At 73.7% G+C, this 14,817-nt stretch carries 14 protein-coding genes; 2 read left to right on the top strand and 12 right to left on the bottom strand.

The genetic code is table 11. The features are described from left to right. Positions 1-72: 72 nt before the first annotated feature. From ACFWW8_RS06560 to ACFWW8_RS06530, 7 genes are all read right to left on the bottom strand, one after another. Complete coding sequence (locus tag ACFWW8_RS06560) at positions 73-1,086, bottom strand: TIGR03842 family LLM class F420-dependent oxidoreductase (protein WP_386524489.1); 1,014 nt, start codon at positions 1,084-1,086, stop codon at positions 73-75. 39 nt (positions 1,087-1,125) lie between these two features. Further along, a complete protein-coding gene (gene hydA / locus ACFWW8_RS06555; protein WP_386524487.1) occupies positions 1,126-2,526 on the bottom strand; it encodes a dihydropyrimidinase in 1,401 nt (466 codons plus the stop codon). 10 nt (positions 2,527-2,536) lie between these two features. Beyond that, on the bottom strand, positions 2,537-3,790 hold the full coding sequence (locus tag ACFWW8_RS06550) for an aspartate aminotransferase family protein (protein WP_386525084.1): 1,254 nt from the start codon (positions 3,788-3,790) through the stop codon (positions 2,537-2,539). A gap of 38 nt (positions 3,791-3,828) precedes the next feature. After that, complete coding sequence (locus tag ACFWW8_RS06545) at positions 3,829-4,671, bottom strand: nitrilase-related carbon-nitrogen hydrolase (protein ID WP_386524484.1); 843 nt, start codon at positions 4,669-4,671, stop codon at positions 3,829-3,831. A 207-nt stretch (positions 4,672-4,878) separates the two neighbouring features. Continuing rightward, a complete protein-coding gene (locus ACFWW8_RS06540) occupies positions 4,879-6,456 on the bottom strand; it encodes a hypothetical protein (RefSeq protein WP_386524482.1) in 1,578 nt (525 codons plus the stop codon). A 45-nt stretch (positions 6,457-6,501) separates the two neighbouring features. Continuing rightward, a complete protein-coding gene (locus tag ACFWW8_RS06535) occupies positions 6,502-6,882 on the bottom strand; it encodes a PPOX class F420-dependent oxidoreductase (RefSeq protein ID WP_386524479.1) in 381 nt (126 codons plus the stop codon). Between the two features lie 130 nt (positions 6,883-7,012). After that, a complete protein-coding gene (locus ACFWW8_RS06530; RefSeq protein WP_386524476.1) occupies positions 7,013-7,270 on the bottom strand; it encodes a helix-turn-helix domain-containing protein in 258 nt (85 codons plus the stop codon). A gap of 64 nt (positions 7,271-7,334) precedes the next feature. Here ACFWW8_RS06530 and map point away from each other — a divergent pair, with 64 nt between their 5' ends. Further along, on the top strand, positions 7,335-8,102 hold the full coding sequence (gene map, locus ACFWW8_RS06525) for a type I methionyl aminopeptidase (protein WP_386524474.1): 768 nt from the start codon (positions 7,335-7,337) through the stop codon (positions 8,100-8,102). A gap of 60 nt (positions 8,103-8,162) precedes the next feature. Here the strand turns inward: map and ggt are convergent, their stop codons facing one another. Next, entirely contained in the window at positions 8,163-9,968 is a 1,806-nt protein-coding gene (gene ggt, locus ACFWW8_RS06520; RefSeq protein WP_386524472.1) for a gamma-glutamyltransferase, read from the bottom strand. A gap of 111 nt (positions 9,969-10,079) precedes the next feature. Between ggt and ACFWW8_RS06515 the strand changes: the two genes are divergently transcribed. After that, positions 10,080-10,805, top strand: coding sequence for a hypothetical protein (locus tag ACFWW8_RS06515; RefSeq protein ID WP_386524469.1), 726 nt, complete (start codon positions 10,080-10,082; stop codon positions 10,803-10,805). Here ACFWW8_RS06515 and ACFWW8_RS06510 read toward each other — a convergent pair. The 4 genes from ACFWW8_RS06510 to ACFWW8_RS06495 form a co-directional block, all read right to left on the bottom strand. Continuing rightward, entirely contained in the window at positions 10,765-12,069 is a 1,305-nt protein-coding gene (locus ACFWW8_RS06510; protein ID WP_386524467.1) for a cytochrome P450, read from the bottom strand. The genes ACFWW8_RS06515 and ACFWW8_RS06510 overlap by 41 nt on opposite strands. 83 nt (positions 12,070-12,152) lie before the next feature. After that, complete coding sequence (locus ACFWW8_RS06505; protein WP_386524465.1) at positions 12,153-12,671, bottom strand: hypothetical protein; 519 nt, start codon at positions 12,669-12,671, stop codon at positions 12,153-12,155. Continuing rightward, positions 12,668-14,116 carry an ATP-binding protein gene (locus ACFWW8_RS06500; RefSeq protein WP_386524462.1) on the bottom strand — a complete coding sequence of 483 codons (1,449 nt, stop codon included), beginning with the start codon at positions 14,114-14,116 and terminating at the stop codon, positions 12,668-12,670. The genes ACFWW8_RS06505 and ACFWW8_RS06500 overlap by 4 nt, the downstream gene beginning before the upstream one ends. Continuing rightward, complete coding sequence (locus ACFWW8_RS06495; protein WP_386524459.1) at positions 14,113-14,811, bottom strand: response regulator; 699 nt, start codon at positions 14,809-14,811, stop codon at positions 14,113-14,115. Before ACFWW8_RS06495 ends, ACFWW8_RS06500 begins: the two co-directional genes overlap by 4 nt. Positions 14,812-14,817: the final 6 nt, after the last annotated feature.

Genomic DNA, 14,817 nt, shown 5'->3' with positions numbered 1-14,817 from the left:
TACCCGCGAACCCGTCGCCGCCGCCCGGCGGCGGGGCCGGCCTCCCGGTCGGCCCCGTCCCCCGTGTGACAGTCAGCTCAACGACGGGATGATGGCGGAGCCGTACGCGTCGATGGTCGCCTCCCGGGCGTCGTGCATGGCGTACACGGCGAACTGGTCGACGCCGAGGGCCCGCAGGGCGCGGAGCTTCTCGATGTGGGCCTCGGCCGGGCCGAGCAGGCAGAAGCGGTCGACGATCTCGTCGGGGACGAAGTCGGCGGACGGGTTCCCGGCCCGGCCGTGGTGGCTGTAGTCGTAGCCCTGGCGGGACTTGACGTACTCCGTCAGCTCCTCCGGCACCATCGAGGAGTGCTCGCCGTACCGGGATACCAGGTCGGCCACGTGGTTGCCGACCATCCCGCCGAACCACCGGCACTGGTCGCGGGCGTGGGCCAAGGCCTGCGCCGAGTCGTCGGCCGTGACGTACGCCGGGGCCGCCACGCAGATGGTGATCGAGGCGGGGTCCCGGCCGGCCTCCACCGCGGCCTGCCGTACTGCCTTGATCATCCACTCGGTCAGGTAGAGATCCGCGAGTTGCAGGATGAACCCGTCGGCCTTCTGTCCGGCGAGCGCGAGGGCCTTGGGCCCGTACGCCGCCATCCACACAGGCAGCTTCCCGTCCCGGATCCACGGGATCCGCAGCGGCTTCCCGTCGACCTGGGCCTCACGCCCCTCCGCAAGGTCACGGATTACGTCGATGGCCTCGCCCAGCCGGGCCAGGGTGTTCGGCGCGCGGCCGGCGACCCGCATTGCCGAGTCACCACGACCGATCCCGCACACCGTCCGGTTGCCGTACATGTCGTTCAAGGTGGCGAACGTGGACGCAGTCACCTCCCACGTGCGAGTGCCCGGGTTCGTCACCATGGGGCCGATGTGCATGCGCTGGGTGTTAGCGAGGATCTGGCTGTAGATGACGAACGGCTCCTGCCACAGCACGGCGGAGTCGAAGGTCCAGCCGTAGCGGAATCCGTTGCGCTCGCCGCGCTTCATGAGGCTGATCACCTGGGAGGCTGGCGGATCGGTTTGCAGGACGAGGCCGAAGTCCATGCATGGCTCCTTGCTGCTGCGTGCGGGCGTGCGTGTGACTTACAGGTACTGACAGGTGGAGCGATGGACGAACGCCCCGTGTCCGGCCCGCCCCGTGTACTCGCGCCGGTCGATGACCACCTCGCCGCGGGAGAGCACGGTGTCGACGCGTCCGGTGATCCGCCTGCCCTCGTACGCCGAGTAGTCCACGTTCATGTGGTGCGTCTCGGCGGAGATGACCTGCTCGGCGTGCGGATCGTAGAGGACGATGTCGGCGTCGCTGCCCGGCGCGATGGTGCCCTTCTGCGGGTAGAGGCCGAACATCCGGGCCGGGCTCGCGCACGCGATCTCGATCCAGCGGCGGCGGCTGATGTGCCCGTCCAGGACGGCCTGGTGGAGGAGGTCCATGCGGTTCTCCACCCCCGGCAGCCCGTTCGGGATCTTCGAGAAGTCGCCCCGGCCCAGCTCCTTCTGGCCCCGGAAGCAGAACGGGCAGTGGTCGGTGGAGACCACCTGGAGGTCGTTGGTCCGAAGCCCCCGCCACAGCGCCGCCTGGTGCTCGCGCGGACGGAGGGGGGTGGAGCAGACGTACTTGGCACCCTGGAAGTCCGGCTCCTCCAGGTTGTCGGTGGACAGGAACAGGTACTGCGGACACGTCTCCCCGAAGACCGGGAGCCCCTTGTCGCGGGCGGCCGCCAGCTCCGCGACCGCTTCCTCCGCCGAGACGTGCACCACGTAGAGGGGGGAGCCGGCGACCCGGGCGAGCTGAATGGCCCGGTGCGTGGCCTCGGCCTCGAGGAGCACCTTGCGGACCTCGCCGTGGTGGCGGGGGTCGGTCTCGCCGCGGGCCAGGGCCTGTTCGACGAGGACGTCGATGGCGATGCCGTTCTCGGCGTGCATCATGATCAGCCCGCCGTTGGAGGCGCCGCGCTGCATGGCCCGCAGGATCTGGCCGTCGTCGCTGTAGAAGACGCCGGGGTAGGCCATGAAGAGCTTGAAGGAGGTGATGCCTTCGCCGACGAGGTGGTCCATCTCCTTCAGGGTGCCCTCGTTGACGTCCGACAGGATCATGTGGAAGGCGTAGTCGATGGCGCAGTTGCCGTCCGCCTTGGCGTACCAGGTGTCGAGGCCCTCGCGCAGGGCGCGCCCCGGGGTCTGCACGGCGAAGTCCACGATGGTGGTGGTGCCGCCCCAGGCGGCGGCCCTGGTGCCGGTCTCGAAGGTGTCCGAGGCGGCGGTGCCGCCGAAGGGGAGCTCCATGTGGGTGTGGGCGTCGACGCCGCCCGGGATGACGTACTTTCCGCTCGCGTCGATCACGCGGTCGGCCGTCCAGGCCTCGGCGGCCGCCGAGGCGTGCGCGGCCAGGGCCGCCACGCGGCCGTCCTCGATGAGGACGTCCGCGTGCAGTTCGTCGGCGGCGGTGACGACCAGGCCGCCGCGGATCAGGGTGCGGATGCTCATGGGAGTCCCCTTACTGGACGCTGCGCAAGGCCTGTTCGAGGATGTCCGCGCCCTCTTCCGCCTCGGCGACGGTGAGGGAGAGCGGCGGCGCGATGCGCAGCACGCTGGTGTTGTACCCGCCGCCCTTGCCGAGCAGCAGGCCGCGTTCACGCGCGGCCTCAAGGACCGCCGCGGCCGCTTCGGGGTCGGCCTGGTCCGTGCCGGGCTTCGTCAGCTCCAGGCCGGCCATGAGGCCCCGGCCGCGGACCTCCCGTACGGCGGGCGAGGCGGCGGCGACGGCGCGCAGCCGTTCCAGGAGCAGGCCGCCGACGCGGCGGGCGTTGCCCTGGAGGTCGTGCTCCTGGAGGTACGCGAGGTTGGCGACGCCCGCCGCCATGGTGACCGGCGAGCCGCCGAAGGTGGAGATGGAGTTGGCGTCGAGGCAGTTCATCACCTCGGCGCGGGCGACGACTCCGCCGATGGACATGCCGTTGCCGATGCCCTTGGCGAAGGTGAGGATGTCCGGCGGGCCGTGCTGGGCGTGTGCCTGCCAGCCCCAGAAGTGGTCGCCCGTACGCCCCCAGCCGGTCTGCACCTCGTCGCTGATCCAGAGGATCCCGTGCCGGTCGAGGACCTCGCGGAAGGCCCCGTACAGGCCGTCGGGCGGCGAGGTGAACCCGCCGACGCCCTGGATCGGCTCGGCGATGAGCGCGGCCACTCCCCCGCGCGCCTGGCCCAGTACGTCTTCCAGGTCGGCGACGGCGGCCGCGGTGAACTCGGCGTCCGGCAGGGCCGCGAAGGGCCCGCGGGTGCGGACTGCGCCGTGGACGTAGTACGTCTGGAGCGGCGAGAGGCTGGTCGGGGACCAGCCGCGGTTGCCGGTGAGGGAGATGGTGGAGAACGACCGGCCGTGGTAGCTGTTGCGCATCGCCAGGATCTGGTTGGAGCGGCGGTACGTGCTGGCGAGCAGCAGGGCGGTGTCGTTGGCCTCGGTGCCCGAGGTGGTGAAGAAGACCCGGGCGTCGGGGATGCCGGAGAGGGCGGTGATGCGTTCCGCCAGCTCGATCATCGGCCGGTTGAGGTAGAGGGTGGAGGAGTGGATGATCCTCCCGGCCTGCTCGGCGACGGCCTTGGTGACCTCGGGCAGGGCGTGGGCGGTCATCGTGGTGAGGATGCCGCCGAAGAAGTCGAGGTAGCGGTTGCCGTCGGCGTCCCAGACGTGGCGGCCCTCGCCGTGGGTGAGCTCGATGGGGCGGTCGTAGTAGAGCGCGAGCCAGTCGGGCATGACGGTGCGGTGGCGACTGTGCAGGGGGATCGGGTTGGTCACGGCTGTACGAGCCCTCCGTAGGCGTCGGGGCGGCGGTCGCGGTAGAACGCCCACTGGGTGCGGACCTCTTCGATGAGGCCGAAGTCGAGGTCGCGGACGAGGAGTTCCTCTTCCTTGTCGCTGGCGGGCTCGCCGACGAACTGGCCGCGCGGGTCGACGAAGTAGCTCGTGCCGTAGAAGTCGTTGTCGCCGTACTCCTCCCGGCCCACGCGGTTGATGGCGGCGACGAAGTACTCGTTGGCGACGGCGGAGGCGGGCTGTTCCAGCTGCCACAGGTACGCGGAGAGGCCGCGCGAGGTCGCGGACGGGTTGAAGACGAGCTGGGCTCCGGCCAGGCCCAGCGCGCGCCAGCCCTCGGGGAAGTGGCGGTCATAGCAGATGTAGACCCCGACCCGGCCGACGGACGTGTCGAAGACGGGCCATCCGAGGTTGCCCGGCCGGAAGTAGTACTTCTCCCAGAACCCTTTGACCTGGGGGATGTGGTGCTTGCGGTACTTGCCGAGGTAGCTGCCGTCGGCGTCGATGACGGCGGCGGTGTTGTAGTAGAAGCCCTCGGATTCCAGCTCGAAGACCGGGACCACGATCACCATGCCGGTTTCGCGGGCGAGGTCCTGCATGCGGCGGACGGTGGGACCGTCGGGGACGGCCTCCGCCCAGCGGTAGTGCTCGGGTTCCTGGACCTGACAGAAGTAGGGGGCGTTGAAGACCTCCTGGAATCCGATGATCTTCGCGCCCTGGGCCGCGGCCCGGCGGGCGTGCGCCTCGTGTTTGGCGATCATCGACTCGGTGTCTCCGGTCCAGGTGGCCTGGACCAGCGCGGCGCGGACGACTTGGGCCATGAGCTGCTCCTCGCGACGGGGAACTGACGTCGACTTCCACGGCTCTACGCACGTAGACGCAGTGCGTAGGGAGTAGAACGTAGGCCGCGGCACAGCGTGGGGCAAGAGCGCCGTGCGCGGTTGGAGTAGTCGATCAAGATACGTCGCACCGCAGTCGTTTCCGGTCACCCGGCGGCCGGTAAGGGCCGCTCGCACCGTGCGCGCCAGCTACACCGGGGCGATGCCGGCGACCCGCAGGGCGTGCGCCAGGTCCCTGCGGCGGGCCCCGGACAGCGACGCGGCGGCCCGGAGGAGACGCGGGGCGAACCACTGCGGTGCGCGCCGTGCGAGGGCGGCGGCCTCCTCGGCGGTGCGCACCCGTACGAAGGCGTCCAGCAGGGCTTCGGCCTCCCGGCCCCGGCCGGCCGCGTCGAGCGCGAGGGCCGCGTCGGCGATGTCGGCGGCGGGCCGGGCCACGCCCTGGCGCAGCAGCCGGTCGCGGTCGGCCTCGCGCCCGGCTCCGCCGAGGGCGGCCGCGAGCTCGGCGAGCCGCTCGGGCGGCAGGGAGGCGGCGGCCTCCCACAGCAGGGTGGCCCAGTCCGCGGCGAGCCCGGCGCGGCCCAGCTCGGCGGCCAGGCCGGGCAGCCGGTCGGCGGGCCAGGCGGCCGCCTCGCAGAGCAGGGCGTGCGCCTCGCCGGTACGCCCCTGGCCGCGCAGCGCGAGCAGGTCCCCGACGAGGGCCCGCGTGGACCGGCCCGGGGCGGGGGCGGCCCGGTCCGGCCCCGGCACCCGGGCGTCGGGGCCGTACGCCGCCGGAGCCGCGGACGGCGTCGGGGCGGCGGACGCGGCCGGACCCGCGGGCGGGGACACGGGGGCGGACGCCGCCGCCCGGTGCGCGGAGGCGGGCCGGCCGAACCGGGCGCCCCGCGGGGCGGGCGGCGGCTCCGGGGCCGGAGCCGCCCCGGGGTCCGAGACGTGGTGCGGGCCGGTACCGGCCTCGGCGGCGGGGGCGCCGTCGGGGTGACCCGGCGGCGGGGTGAAGGCCGAGGCGCCGTCGGGGTGGCCCGGCGGCGGGGTGAAGGCCGGGGGTCCGAAGACCGCCGCACCCGCGTACCGGGCTCCCCCGGACGTGCGCGCCCCCCGCAGCCACCGCCCCTCGGCCCGCCCGACCGGCCGGGCCGCCGCACCCGGCGCCCCGGTGGCGGGCTCGGCGGAGGCGGGCGCGGCAGCGGTCGGCGCCCCGGCCGCCGCCTCCCGCTGCCTCGGCACCCCCGTCAGCGGTTCGGCGTACGGCGCAGGGGCCGTCGGGGGCAGCGCCGCGAGCCGGTCGCGCAGGTCCTCGTACCGGGAGGCCGCGCGGGCCGCGTCGTCCCGGATCCAGGAGAGCTCCCGGCCGAGCGCGTCGGCCTCCGCCCGGTCGGCGGCGCGGCCGAACCGGGCGGTCAGCTCGCCCAACGCCCGCTCGGCGTCGGCGAGCTGACCGGACGCGGCGGCCATCAGGGTGCGCAGCTCCTCGGCCCCGCCGGGCAGCCGGTCCCAGGCCGCGACGGCGGCCGCCCGGAGCCGGCCCGCGTATACCGTCTCGCGCGCCACCGCCTCCTCGCCGCGGACGCCGGCCAGGTCCCGCAGCAGCGACTCCACCACGTCCCACGGCGGGATCGCGGCTCCGTCCACGCAGGCCCGCACACCGTCCGGATCGCGGCGCAGGAACTCCCCGTACCAGCCCGCCCCGGAATCCAGTCGCTGCGTCAGTTCCCTTATGTATTCGGCGAGTTGCCCGATCACACGTGCAGTCGCGGTCTCCATGCCCGCATTGGATCCCACCCGTGTTACGGGCGGGCTACGGGAGTCTCAAAGCTTGACGGCGATCCCGGTGTGCGGCCGCTTCCCGCGGCGCCACACCGTGGCGGGAACGTCCACCGCCCAGAACTGCCAGGTGTACTTGCGCGACATCATCTTCCGCACCCGCCGCATCCCGGCGTCGTCCAGCAGCCGGGCCTCGCCCTCCAGGACGGGGGCGCCCTCGGCGATGCGGCCGCGCACGTCACAGGGGGCGACCTTGACCCGGCCGTTGTTGCGGATCCGCTTGACCTTCCACGTGTCGGTGCGCGTCCACACGCACAGCTCGCCGCCGTCGACCACCGCCCACACGGGCGTGGCGACGGGGGTGCCGTCCTTGCGGAAGGTGGTGAGGCTGATGTAGCGGGCCCGGCCGAGCTCTTCGAGATTCATACCGCGACCTTAGGCGGCCGCCCCCCGCCCGCACCCCGGTGCGCAGAACTCGCCCGGCGGGAATCCGCGGGAATGCGGCGGGAATCAGGTGCGGATCAGGTGCGAATCCAGGGCGAGGCCCGGACCGCCGCTACACCGGCACGGGCAGCAGGGCGCTGCGACGCAGGACCTCGTCGAGGGAGAGCCCGAGGACGCCCGCGAGGGCGGCCACGGTGAAGAAGGCGGGAGTGGGGGCGCGGCCGGTCTCGATCTTGCGGAGGGTCTCGGCCGAGAGGCCGGCGCCCGCCGCGATCTCGACCATGCTGCGCGTGCCGCGGGCCTCGCGCAGCAGTGCGCCCAGGCGCTCGCCGCGCTCGCGTTCTTCGGGGGTGAGAGGGGTTCGGACCATGCCCCCATCCTACCCGCCACCCCAACGATTATCCCGTTACAGTTATACCGGTATAGTTATTGGCATGGTGAAGCTGAAGACAGACGAGTCGATCGACGAGATGCGCGCCGCCGGCCGCGTCGTGGCCCGCGCCCTGACGGCCGTGCGGGAGGCCGCGCGCGTCGGCGTCTCCCTCCTGGACCTTGACCGGGTGGCCCGCGGGGTGCTCGGGGAAGCCGGGGCGCGCTCCCCCTTCCTCGGCTACCGGCCGAGTTTCGCGCCCGTCCCCTTCCCGGCGGTGATCTGCGCCTCGGTCAACGACGCGATCGTGCACGGCATCCCCGGCGACTACCGGCTCCGCGACGGGGACCTGGTCAGCATCGACTGCGGGGCGGAGCTCGGGGGCTGGTGCGGGGACTCGGCGGTCAGCTTCACCGTCGGCCGGGCCCGCCCCGAGGACCTGCGGCTGATCGAGACCGCCGAGGCGGCCCTCGCGGCGGGCATCGCCGCCGCCGTGCCCGGCAACCGCGTCGGGGACATCGCCCATGCCGTCGGCAGCATCTGCCGCGCCGCCGGATACGGCATCCCGGACGGCTTCGGGGGTCACGGCATCGGCCGCACCATGCACGAGGACCCGGGCGTCCCCAACGAGGGCCCGCCGGGGCGCGGCACGAAGCTGCGCCCCGGCATGGTGCTCGCCATCGAGCCGATGCTGACCGCGGGCGGGGTCGACGACTACACGTGCGACGGCGACGGATGGACCCTGCGGACCGTCGACGGCAGCCGCGCCGCGCACGCGGAGCACACGGTGGCGATCACCGCCGACGGCCCGAGGATCCTCACCGCCCTCTGAGGCCGCTCCCCCACCGGGGCGACGGCCGCCCGGCCGGCCCACCGCGGCGGTCCTCCGGCGCTACGGCCTCCCGTGCGGGAGGACCACCATCGCCGAGCCGCCTCCCCGCCGGCTGGTCTCCGCCGCCGCCAGCCAGCGGCCGTCCGGCAGACGCTGGACACCGGTGGCGGCGCCGATCTCCGGGTTCTGCCGGAAGCCGTGGCCGATCGCCTCCAGTTCGGCGCGGAGCGGGCTGTTCCACAGTCCCGGCTCCAGTTCCGTGGTGGTCTGGTTGCGCTGGCTGGCGCGCGGCGCGGCGATCGCGTCCACCAGCGGCAGCCCCCGGTCGAGGTGGCCGGTCAGGGTCTGCAGGACGGTGGTGATGATGGTGGCGCCGCCCGGCGAACCCACCGCGAGCACGGGACGGCCGTCCTCCAGCACGATGGTCGGGGACATGGACGAGCGCGGCCGCTTGCCGGGGCCGGGTAGGTTCGGGTCCGGGACGCCGGGGGCGGCCGGCGCGAAGGAGAAGTCGGTCAGCTCGTTGTTGAGCAGGAAACCGCGGCCCGGGACGGTGATGGCGCTGCCGCCGGTGGACTCGATGGTCAGCGTGTAGGAGACCACGTTGCCCCAGCGGTCGGCGACCGTCAGGTGTGTGGTGTTCTCCCCCTCGTAGGTGGTCGGGGCGGCCTGCCCGCTACCGCCGCAGGCCACCGGCCTGCGCGGGTCGCCGGGGGCCAGCGGGCTGGTCAGCGCGCGGTCCGGCTTGATCAGGCAGCCGCGCGAGTCGGCGAACCGCTGCGAGAGCAGTTCGCGGGTGGGCACGTCCTCGGCGGCCGGGTCGCCGACCCAGCGGCCGCGGTCGGCGAAGGAGATCCGGGAGGCCTCGATGAAGCGGTGCAGGTACTGGCTCTCCGAGAGCTTCGAGAGGTCCGCGCGCTCCAGGATGTTCAGCGCCTCGCCGACGGTGGTCCCGCCGGAGGAGGACGGCGCCATGCTGTACACGTCCAGGCCCCGGTAGCCCACCCGGGTGGGCGCCTGCCGCTTGGTCGCGTGCGTCTTCAGGTCCTTGGCCGTCAGGTCGCCCGCGCGCACGTTCCGGGTGGCGGCCGGGTCCACCGGGGGTCGGCGCACGGCCCGGACGATGTCGTCGGCGATCGGGCCGCGGTAGAGCGCGCCGGTCCCCTTGCGGGCGAGTTCGGCGTACGTGGCGGCCAGGTCGGGGTTCTTGAAGGTGGAGCCGACCACGGGCAGGGCGCCGCCGGGCAGGAACAGCTTCGCGGTGGCCGGGAAGTCCTTGAACCGGTCCTGGTTCGACTCGGTCTGGGAGCGGAACGTGGCGTCCACGGTGAAGCCGTCGCGGGCCAGCTTCTCCGCGGGCCGCAGGAGCTGGCCGAGCGGACGGCTGCCCCAGCTGTCCAGGGCGCTCTTCCACGTGGCGGGGGTGCCGGGCACGCCGACGCCGAGGCCGCTGGTCTGGCCCTCGGCGAAGGGGATGGGGACGCCGTTCTCCTGGAACAGCCCCGCGGTGGCGCTCGCCGGCGCGGTCTCGCGGCCGTCGACGGTCTGCACCCGGCGGGACTTGGCGTCGTAGTAGACGAAGTAGCCGCCGCCCCCGATGCCGGCCGAGTACGGCTCGGTGACGCCGAGGGCGGCCGCGGTGGCGACCGCCGCGTCCACGGCGTTGCCGCCGGAGCGCAGGACGGCGATGCCCACGGCGGAGGCGTCCGCGTCGACGCTGGCGACGGCCCCGCCGTAACCGGCGGCGACCGGGACCTTGGCCGGGGTCCCCCCGGAGGCGGCGGACGGGGGGGCCGCGGCGCCCGTGGACACCAGGGCTCCGGCGAGGACGACGAGGGCTAGCTGACGAGCGGCGGGGCGGCGCATCCGTACCTCCAGTCGACGGCCTGTCAGGACGTGTCCAGGCCTGGGCTGCGCACTCTAACTTCACCGCACCCCACGCGTCAGGAACACCTGCCGCGGGCTACCATCCGCCGCATGGACGACGACGTGCGCAACATCGTGCTCGGGGTGATAGCCACCATGGTGAGCGGGGGATCCGGCTGGTTCGCCCGGACCTACCTGTGGCACCGCGCCCTGCGGCGCAAGCAGGCCTTCTTCGGGCTCCCCACCGGGTCGGACTGCCTGTTCGTGGTCAACCGCCAGATGGGCGGAACCGATTCGTCACTGCACCGCAACGACGCCTTCGCCCTGCTGGAGATCTCCGCACTGATCAAGGACTGCGGGGCGAACGTCCAGATCGTCACGCACGACGCCGCCCGCCAGGGCTTCGGCGAGCGGGCCGAGTTCTGCGTCGGCGGGCCCGTCTCCAACGCCCGTACGACGGCGCACCTCGACTCCATGCTCCCGGGCGTACGGGTCGACACCTCCACGCAAGCCGGACCCGACCGGGGCGCCCTGCACGTCGGCGGAGAGACGTACCGCTGGGAGAAGGGCCGGTCCGAGCACGTGCTGCTGGCCCGGCTGACGACCGGGCGGGGCTCACGGCCGGTGTTCCTGCTGTCGGGGCAGACGGCCAACAGCAACCAGGCGGCGGCCCGGTACCTGGCGAGGCACCACCGGCACCTCGCACGCACCCACGGGGGCGGGTCCTTCTGTCTCGTGCTGAAGGTCGTCAACTCCGACGCCTACGGCCCGGACGTGACCGAGCTCGTGGCGGACGTCACCGGTGCGGCCCGGACACCCGAAGCGGCAGCCGTGTGATCCCGTTGATGAAGTTCGACACCAACCGCCGCGGCTGACCGGTGAGTTCGGGCGCCGGCAGACCGGCGGCGCGCCACTCCTCGTGCAGGATGCGCAGTTGGAGCCGGGCGAAGTGGGCGCCCAGGCAGACGTGTGGGCCGTCGCCGAAGGAGACGTGCGGGTTGGGCGTACGGCCCGGGTCCAGCCGACCGGGGTCCGCGAAGACCCGCTCGTCGTGGTTGGCGGAGGCGTGGAAGACCACCACCTTGTCGCCGGCGGCGATCGGCCGGCCGGCGAGTTCCGTGTCGTGGACGGCGGTGCGGCGGAAGCTCAGCACCGGCGGGTGGACGCGCAGGAGTTCGTCCACGGCCCGGTCCACCGGGACCAGGCCGTCGGCGATCCGCCGGTAGGCGGCTCGGTCGCCGGCCAGCGCGAGCAGTCCGCCGGGGGCCGCGCTGCGCACGGTGTCGTTGCCCGCGACGGTCAGCAGGAAGAAGAACATCTCCAGCTCGGCCGGTTCCAGCCCGGCCAGGGCCAGGGTCGTCATCACGTCGTCGCCGGGGCTGCGGCGCTTGTCCGCGGCCAGCGCGCGGGCGTACGCGAACATCTCGCCGAGCAGGGCCGGGGACCGCGGGTCGAGCGGCCTGCCGTCGGCGCCGAGCAGGGGCGCGGGCGCGTCCTCGGGGTCCTGGTAGCCGATGACCCGCACGGTCCAGTCCAGCAGCAGGCCCCGGTCGGCGGCGGGCACGCCCAGCAGGTCGGTGAGGTTGAGCAGGGCGTACTCGTCGGTGACGGTGCGGACCAGGTCGGCGCTCCCGTCCGCGGCTCCGTCGCGGGCCGCGCGCAGCAGCGTACGGGCCCGGTCGCGGACCCGTACCGCGAAGGCGTCCACCCGGGCGGGGGTGAAGGCCCGGGAGACGAGCCGGCGCAGCCGGCCGTGGTGCCCCGCGTCCTTGCCGGGGTCCTGGTTGAGCATGGTGCGGCGCAGGAACGGCAGGTCGGCGGGGTCGGGGTCGCGGATCTGGGTGGCGCCCAGCCAGGAGGAGTACGTCCGGTGGCCGCGCAGGACCCGGACGGCGTCGGCGTGGCGGGTGACGGCCCAGAAACCGGGGCCGGCCGGCCAGCCCGCGATCTCCGGCTCCGGCTGCCAGGCCACGGGGTGGTGGTCGCGCAGCAGCCGGTAGCGGTCGTGCGGGACGCCCCCGGCGTAGATCCGGGGATCGAAGACGTCGGGGACGTCGGGGGCGTCGCCGGTCTCGGGGACGTGGGGAGCCTCGTGGTCCATGGGGCCACCGTGGCGTCGGCGGCCGCCGCCCGCAAGGGGGCGACCGGTGGGTCCGGTGCCGGGTGGGTCCGGCGGCGGTGTGCTCAGCGCCCGATGCCGCACGTCTCGCCGAAGAGGGTGGTGCCCGGGCCGCGCACGGTCACCCGTACGTCGGGGATCTCGCTCCCCGCGACGGACGCCACCGTGCAGACCAGCTGGCGCATGGCGAGGTCCGGGAGGTCCATGACCGTGAAGGGGACCTTGACCTCGATGGACTGGGGGGACGTGAAGGAGACGCTGACCGCGGCGGGCGCACCGCCGTCCCAGCCCGGCAGCCGGGTGCCGAGCCCCGCGGCCCGCTCCTCCGGACCGGGCCCGGCGAGCAGTCTCAGTACGGTGCCGACGGGGGACGGCAGCGCGGAGTCGACCTGCGGGGAGGGGACGAGCTTGTCGTCGGGCGTGACGAAGTAGACGACGCCCGCGCGGTCGGGCGAGTTCACCACCACGTTGGCGGCCGCGCCGCTCTCGACGACCCCGGTGGGCTTGATGCCGCACCCGGACAGCAGGAGCGGCGGACCGAGCAGGGCGGCGACGGCGGCCGCGGCGTTCCGGAGCCGGGTCACGCGTCGGCCTCCAGGGGCATGTCGAGGGTGAGGACGGCTCCCCCGCCGGGTCCGTTGGCGGCGTACAGGGTGCCGCCGTGCAGCCGGGCGTTCTCCAGGGTGATGGCCAGGCCGAGGCCGCTGCCCGCGGAGCGGGTGCGGGCGGCGTCGGCCTTGAAGAACCGGTCGAAGATGTGCGGCAGCACCTCGGGGGCGATGCCGGGCCCGCTGTCGGCGACCTCGATCAGCAGCCGCGCGCCCTCGCGCCCGGGGAGGGCGGCGACGGTGACGGTGACGGGGGCGCCGCCGTGCTGGAGGGCGTTGCCGACGAGGTTGGCGAGCACCACGTCGAAGCGGCGCGGGTCGAGCCGCGCGCGCACCCCGCTGGGCAATTCGGCGGTGACCCTCCCGTCGTCCCAGTGGCGGCGTTCGAGGGTCTTGGTGACGGCGACGGCGATGTCCACGTCGTCGAGGTTCAGTTCGGCGGCGCGGGCGTCGAAGCGGGAGATCTCCATCAGGTCCTCGACGAGGACGGCGAGCTTGCCGGTCTCCGCGCTGATCAGCCGCAACGCCTTGGCGGTATCGGGGTCGAGGCGCTCGGCGTCCTCGTCGAGGACCTCGGTGACGGCGAGCATTCCGGCGAGCGGGGTGCGCAGCTCGTGCGAGACGTCGGAGGCGAAGCGGCGTGCCCTGGCCTCGGCGTCCTGGAGTTCGCTCACGGACTGCTCCAGGGCACGGGCGGTCTCGTTGAACGTGCGGGCCAGCCCGGCGAGTTCGTCGGCGCCGCGGACCTCGATCCGGGTGTCGAGGCGGCCCCGGCCGAGGCGCTCGGCGGCCCGGCGCATGTGGCGCACCGGGCGCAGCACGCCGCGCGCGGCGAGCAGTGCGGGGACGACGGCGATGGCGAGGCCGGGGACGGCGCCCTGTTTCGCGGCGTCGACCATGGCGTCGACCGTCTCCCGCTCGGTGGTCAGCGGCATCACGGCGTAGACCACGAGGCCGGTGGGCTCGCGCTTCCCCTGGTGCGTGAACACGGCCGGCATGGCCACGGTGAGGTACGGGGCACCGCTGGTGTCCTCCACCCGCTGGAAGGCTCCGTGGGGGTTGGCGGAGACCACCTGCCGGCGGAGCGCGTCGGTCACCAGGGAGGAGGTCGCCGGGTTGATGTGGGAGGAGGCGCGCAGGTCTGCGTACTCGCCGAAGATCGCCCACGGGTGGGGTTTGCCGCGCTTGGCGAACTCGGAGACCAGGGCCTGGAGGGTCTCCTGATCCATGGGGATGCGCAGGTTCTTGGAGTCGAGCTGGTCGCGCAGGGTGCTGACGGCCATGTCCTGGCTCTGCGCGAGGATCGCGTTGCGCGCCTTCTGGTAGGTGAGGGCGGCCGTGCTCACCGCGCTGATCGCGGCGACCATCAGGAACGCGGCGATCAACCGGGTGCGCAGGCCGAACGGGGCGATCCGTCTCACCGTCGCACGCCCGGCACCGGGCCGAAGCGGTAGCCGAAGCCCCGCACGGTCTGGATGTAGCGGGGGGCCGCGTCCGGGTCCTCTATCTTGTGGCGCAGGCGGCGGACGCACGCGTCCACGAGCCGGGCGTCGGCGTGGTAGCTGTGGTCCCACACGTACTCCAGGAGCTGCTGCCGGGAGAAGACCTGCTCGGGCGAGGCCGACAGGTGCAGCAGGAGCTTGAGCTCGCTGGGGGCCAGGGCGACCCGCTCGCCGTTCTTGGCGACGGTCAGGCCGGCGCGGTCGACGGCCAGTTCGCCGTGGTGCTCGACCTCGGGGCGCACTCCCACGGGATCGCTGAGGCGGCGGAGGACGGCCCGGACGCGGGCCTCGATGACCTCGGTGCGGGCGGGCTTGACGATGTAGTCGTCGGCGCCGGCCTCCAGCCCGATGACGATGTCGAAGTCGTCGCCGCGCGCCGTGAGCATGATGATCGGGACCTCGCTGGTCTCGCGGATCCGGCGGCAGACCTGTACGCCGTTCATCCCCGGCAGCATCAGGTCGAGCAGGACGAGCTCGGGGCGGAAGGCCGCCATCAGGGCGAGCCCCTCCTCGCCGGTCTCGGCGGCGCCCACCTCGTGGCCGCGCCGGCGCAGGCCGAGGCCCACGCCCTCCCGTACGGACGGGTCGTCCTCGATCAGCAGTACGCGTGGCATCCGCTC

The organism is Streptomyces sp. NPDC058701, assembly GCF_042715295.1.
In the GTDB taxonomy this organism is placed as follows: Bacteria; Actinomycetota; Actinomycetes; order Streptomycetales; family Streptomycetaceae; genus Streptomyces.
This window is presented reverse-complemented; position numbering and strand designations above follow the sequence as displayed.

Coding starts and splice junctions, on each gene's coding strand:
- ACFWW8_RS06495 (WP_386524459.1), bottom strand. CDS start 14,811: ATGCCACGCGTACTGCTGATCGAGGACGACCCGTCCGTACGGGAGGGC.
- ACFWW8_RS06535 (WP_386524479.1), bottom strand. CDS start 6,882: ATGAATCTCGAAGAGCTCGGCCGGGCCCGCTACATCAGCCTCACCACC.
- ACFWW8_RS06510 (WP_386524467.1), bottom strand. CDS start 12,069: ATGGACCACGAGGCTCCCCACGTCCCCGAGACCGGCGACGCCCCCGAC.
- ACFWW8_RS06560 (WP_386524489.1), bottom strand. CDS start 1,086: ATGGACTTCGGCCTCGTCCTGCAAACCGATCCGCCAGCCTCCCAGGTG.
- ggt (WP_386524472.1), bottom strand. CDS start 9,968: ATGCGCCGCCCCGCCGCTCGTCAGCTAGCCCTCGTCGTCCTCGCCGGA.
- ACFWW8_RS06545 (WP_386524484.1), bottom strand. CDS start 4,671: ATGGCCCAAGTCGTCCGCGCCGCGCTGGTCCAGGCCACCTGGACCGGA.
- ACFWW8_RS06530 (WP_386524476.1), bottom strand. CDS start 7,270: ATGGTCCGAACCCCTCTCACCCCCGAAGAACGCGAGCGCGGCGAGCGC.
- ACFWW8_RS06540 (WP_386524482.1), bottom strand. CDS start 6,456: ATGGAGACCGCGACTGCACGTGTGATCGGGCAACTCGCCGAATACATA.
- ACFWW8_RS06515 (WP_386524469.1), top strand. CDS start 10,080: ATGGACGACGACGTGCGCAACATCGTGCTCGGGGTGATAGCCACCATG.
- map (WP_386524474.1), top strand. CDS start 7,335: ATGGTGAAGCTGAAGACAGACGAGTCGATCGACGAGATGCGCGCCGCC.
- ACFWW8_RS06550 (WP_386525084.1), bottom strand. CDS start 3,790: ATGCCCGACTGGCTCGCGCTCTACTACGACCGCCCCATCGAGCTCACC.
- hydA (WP_386524487.1), bottom strand. CDS start 2,526: ATGAGCATCCGCACCCTGATCCGCGGCGGCCTGGTCGTCACCGCCGCC.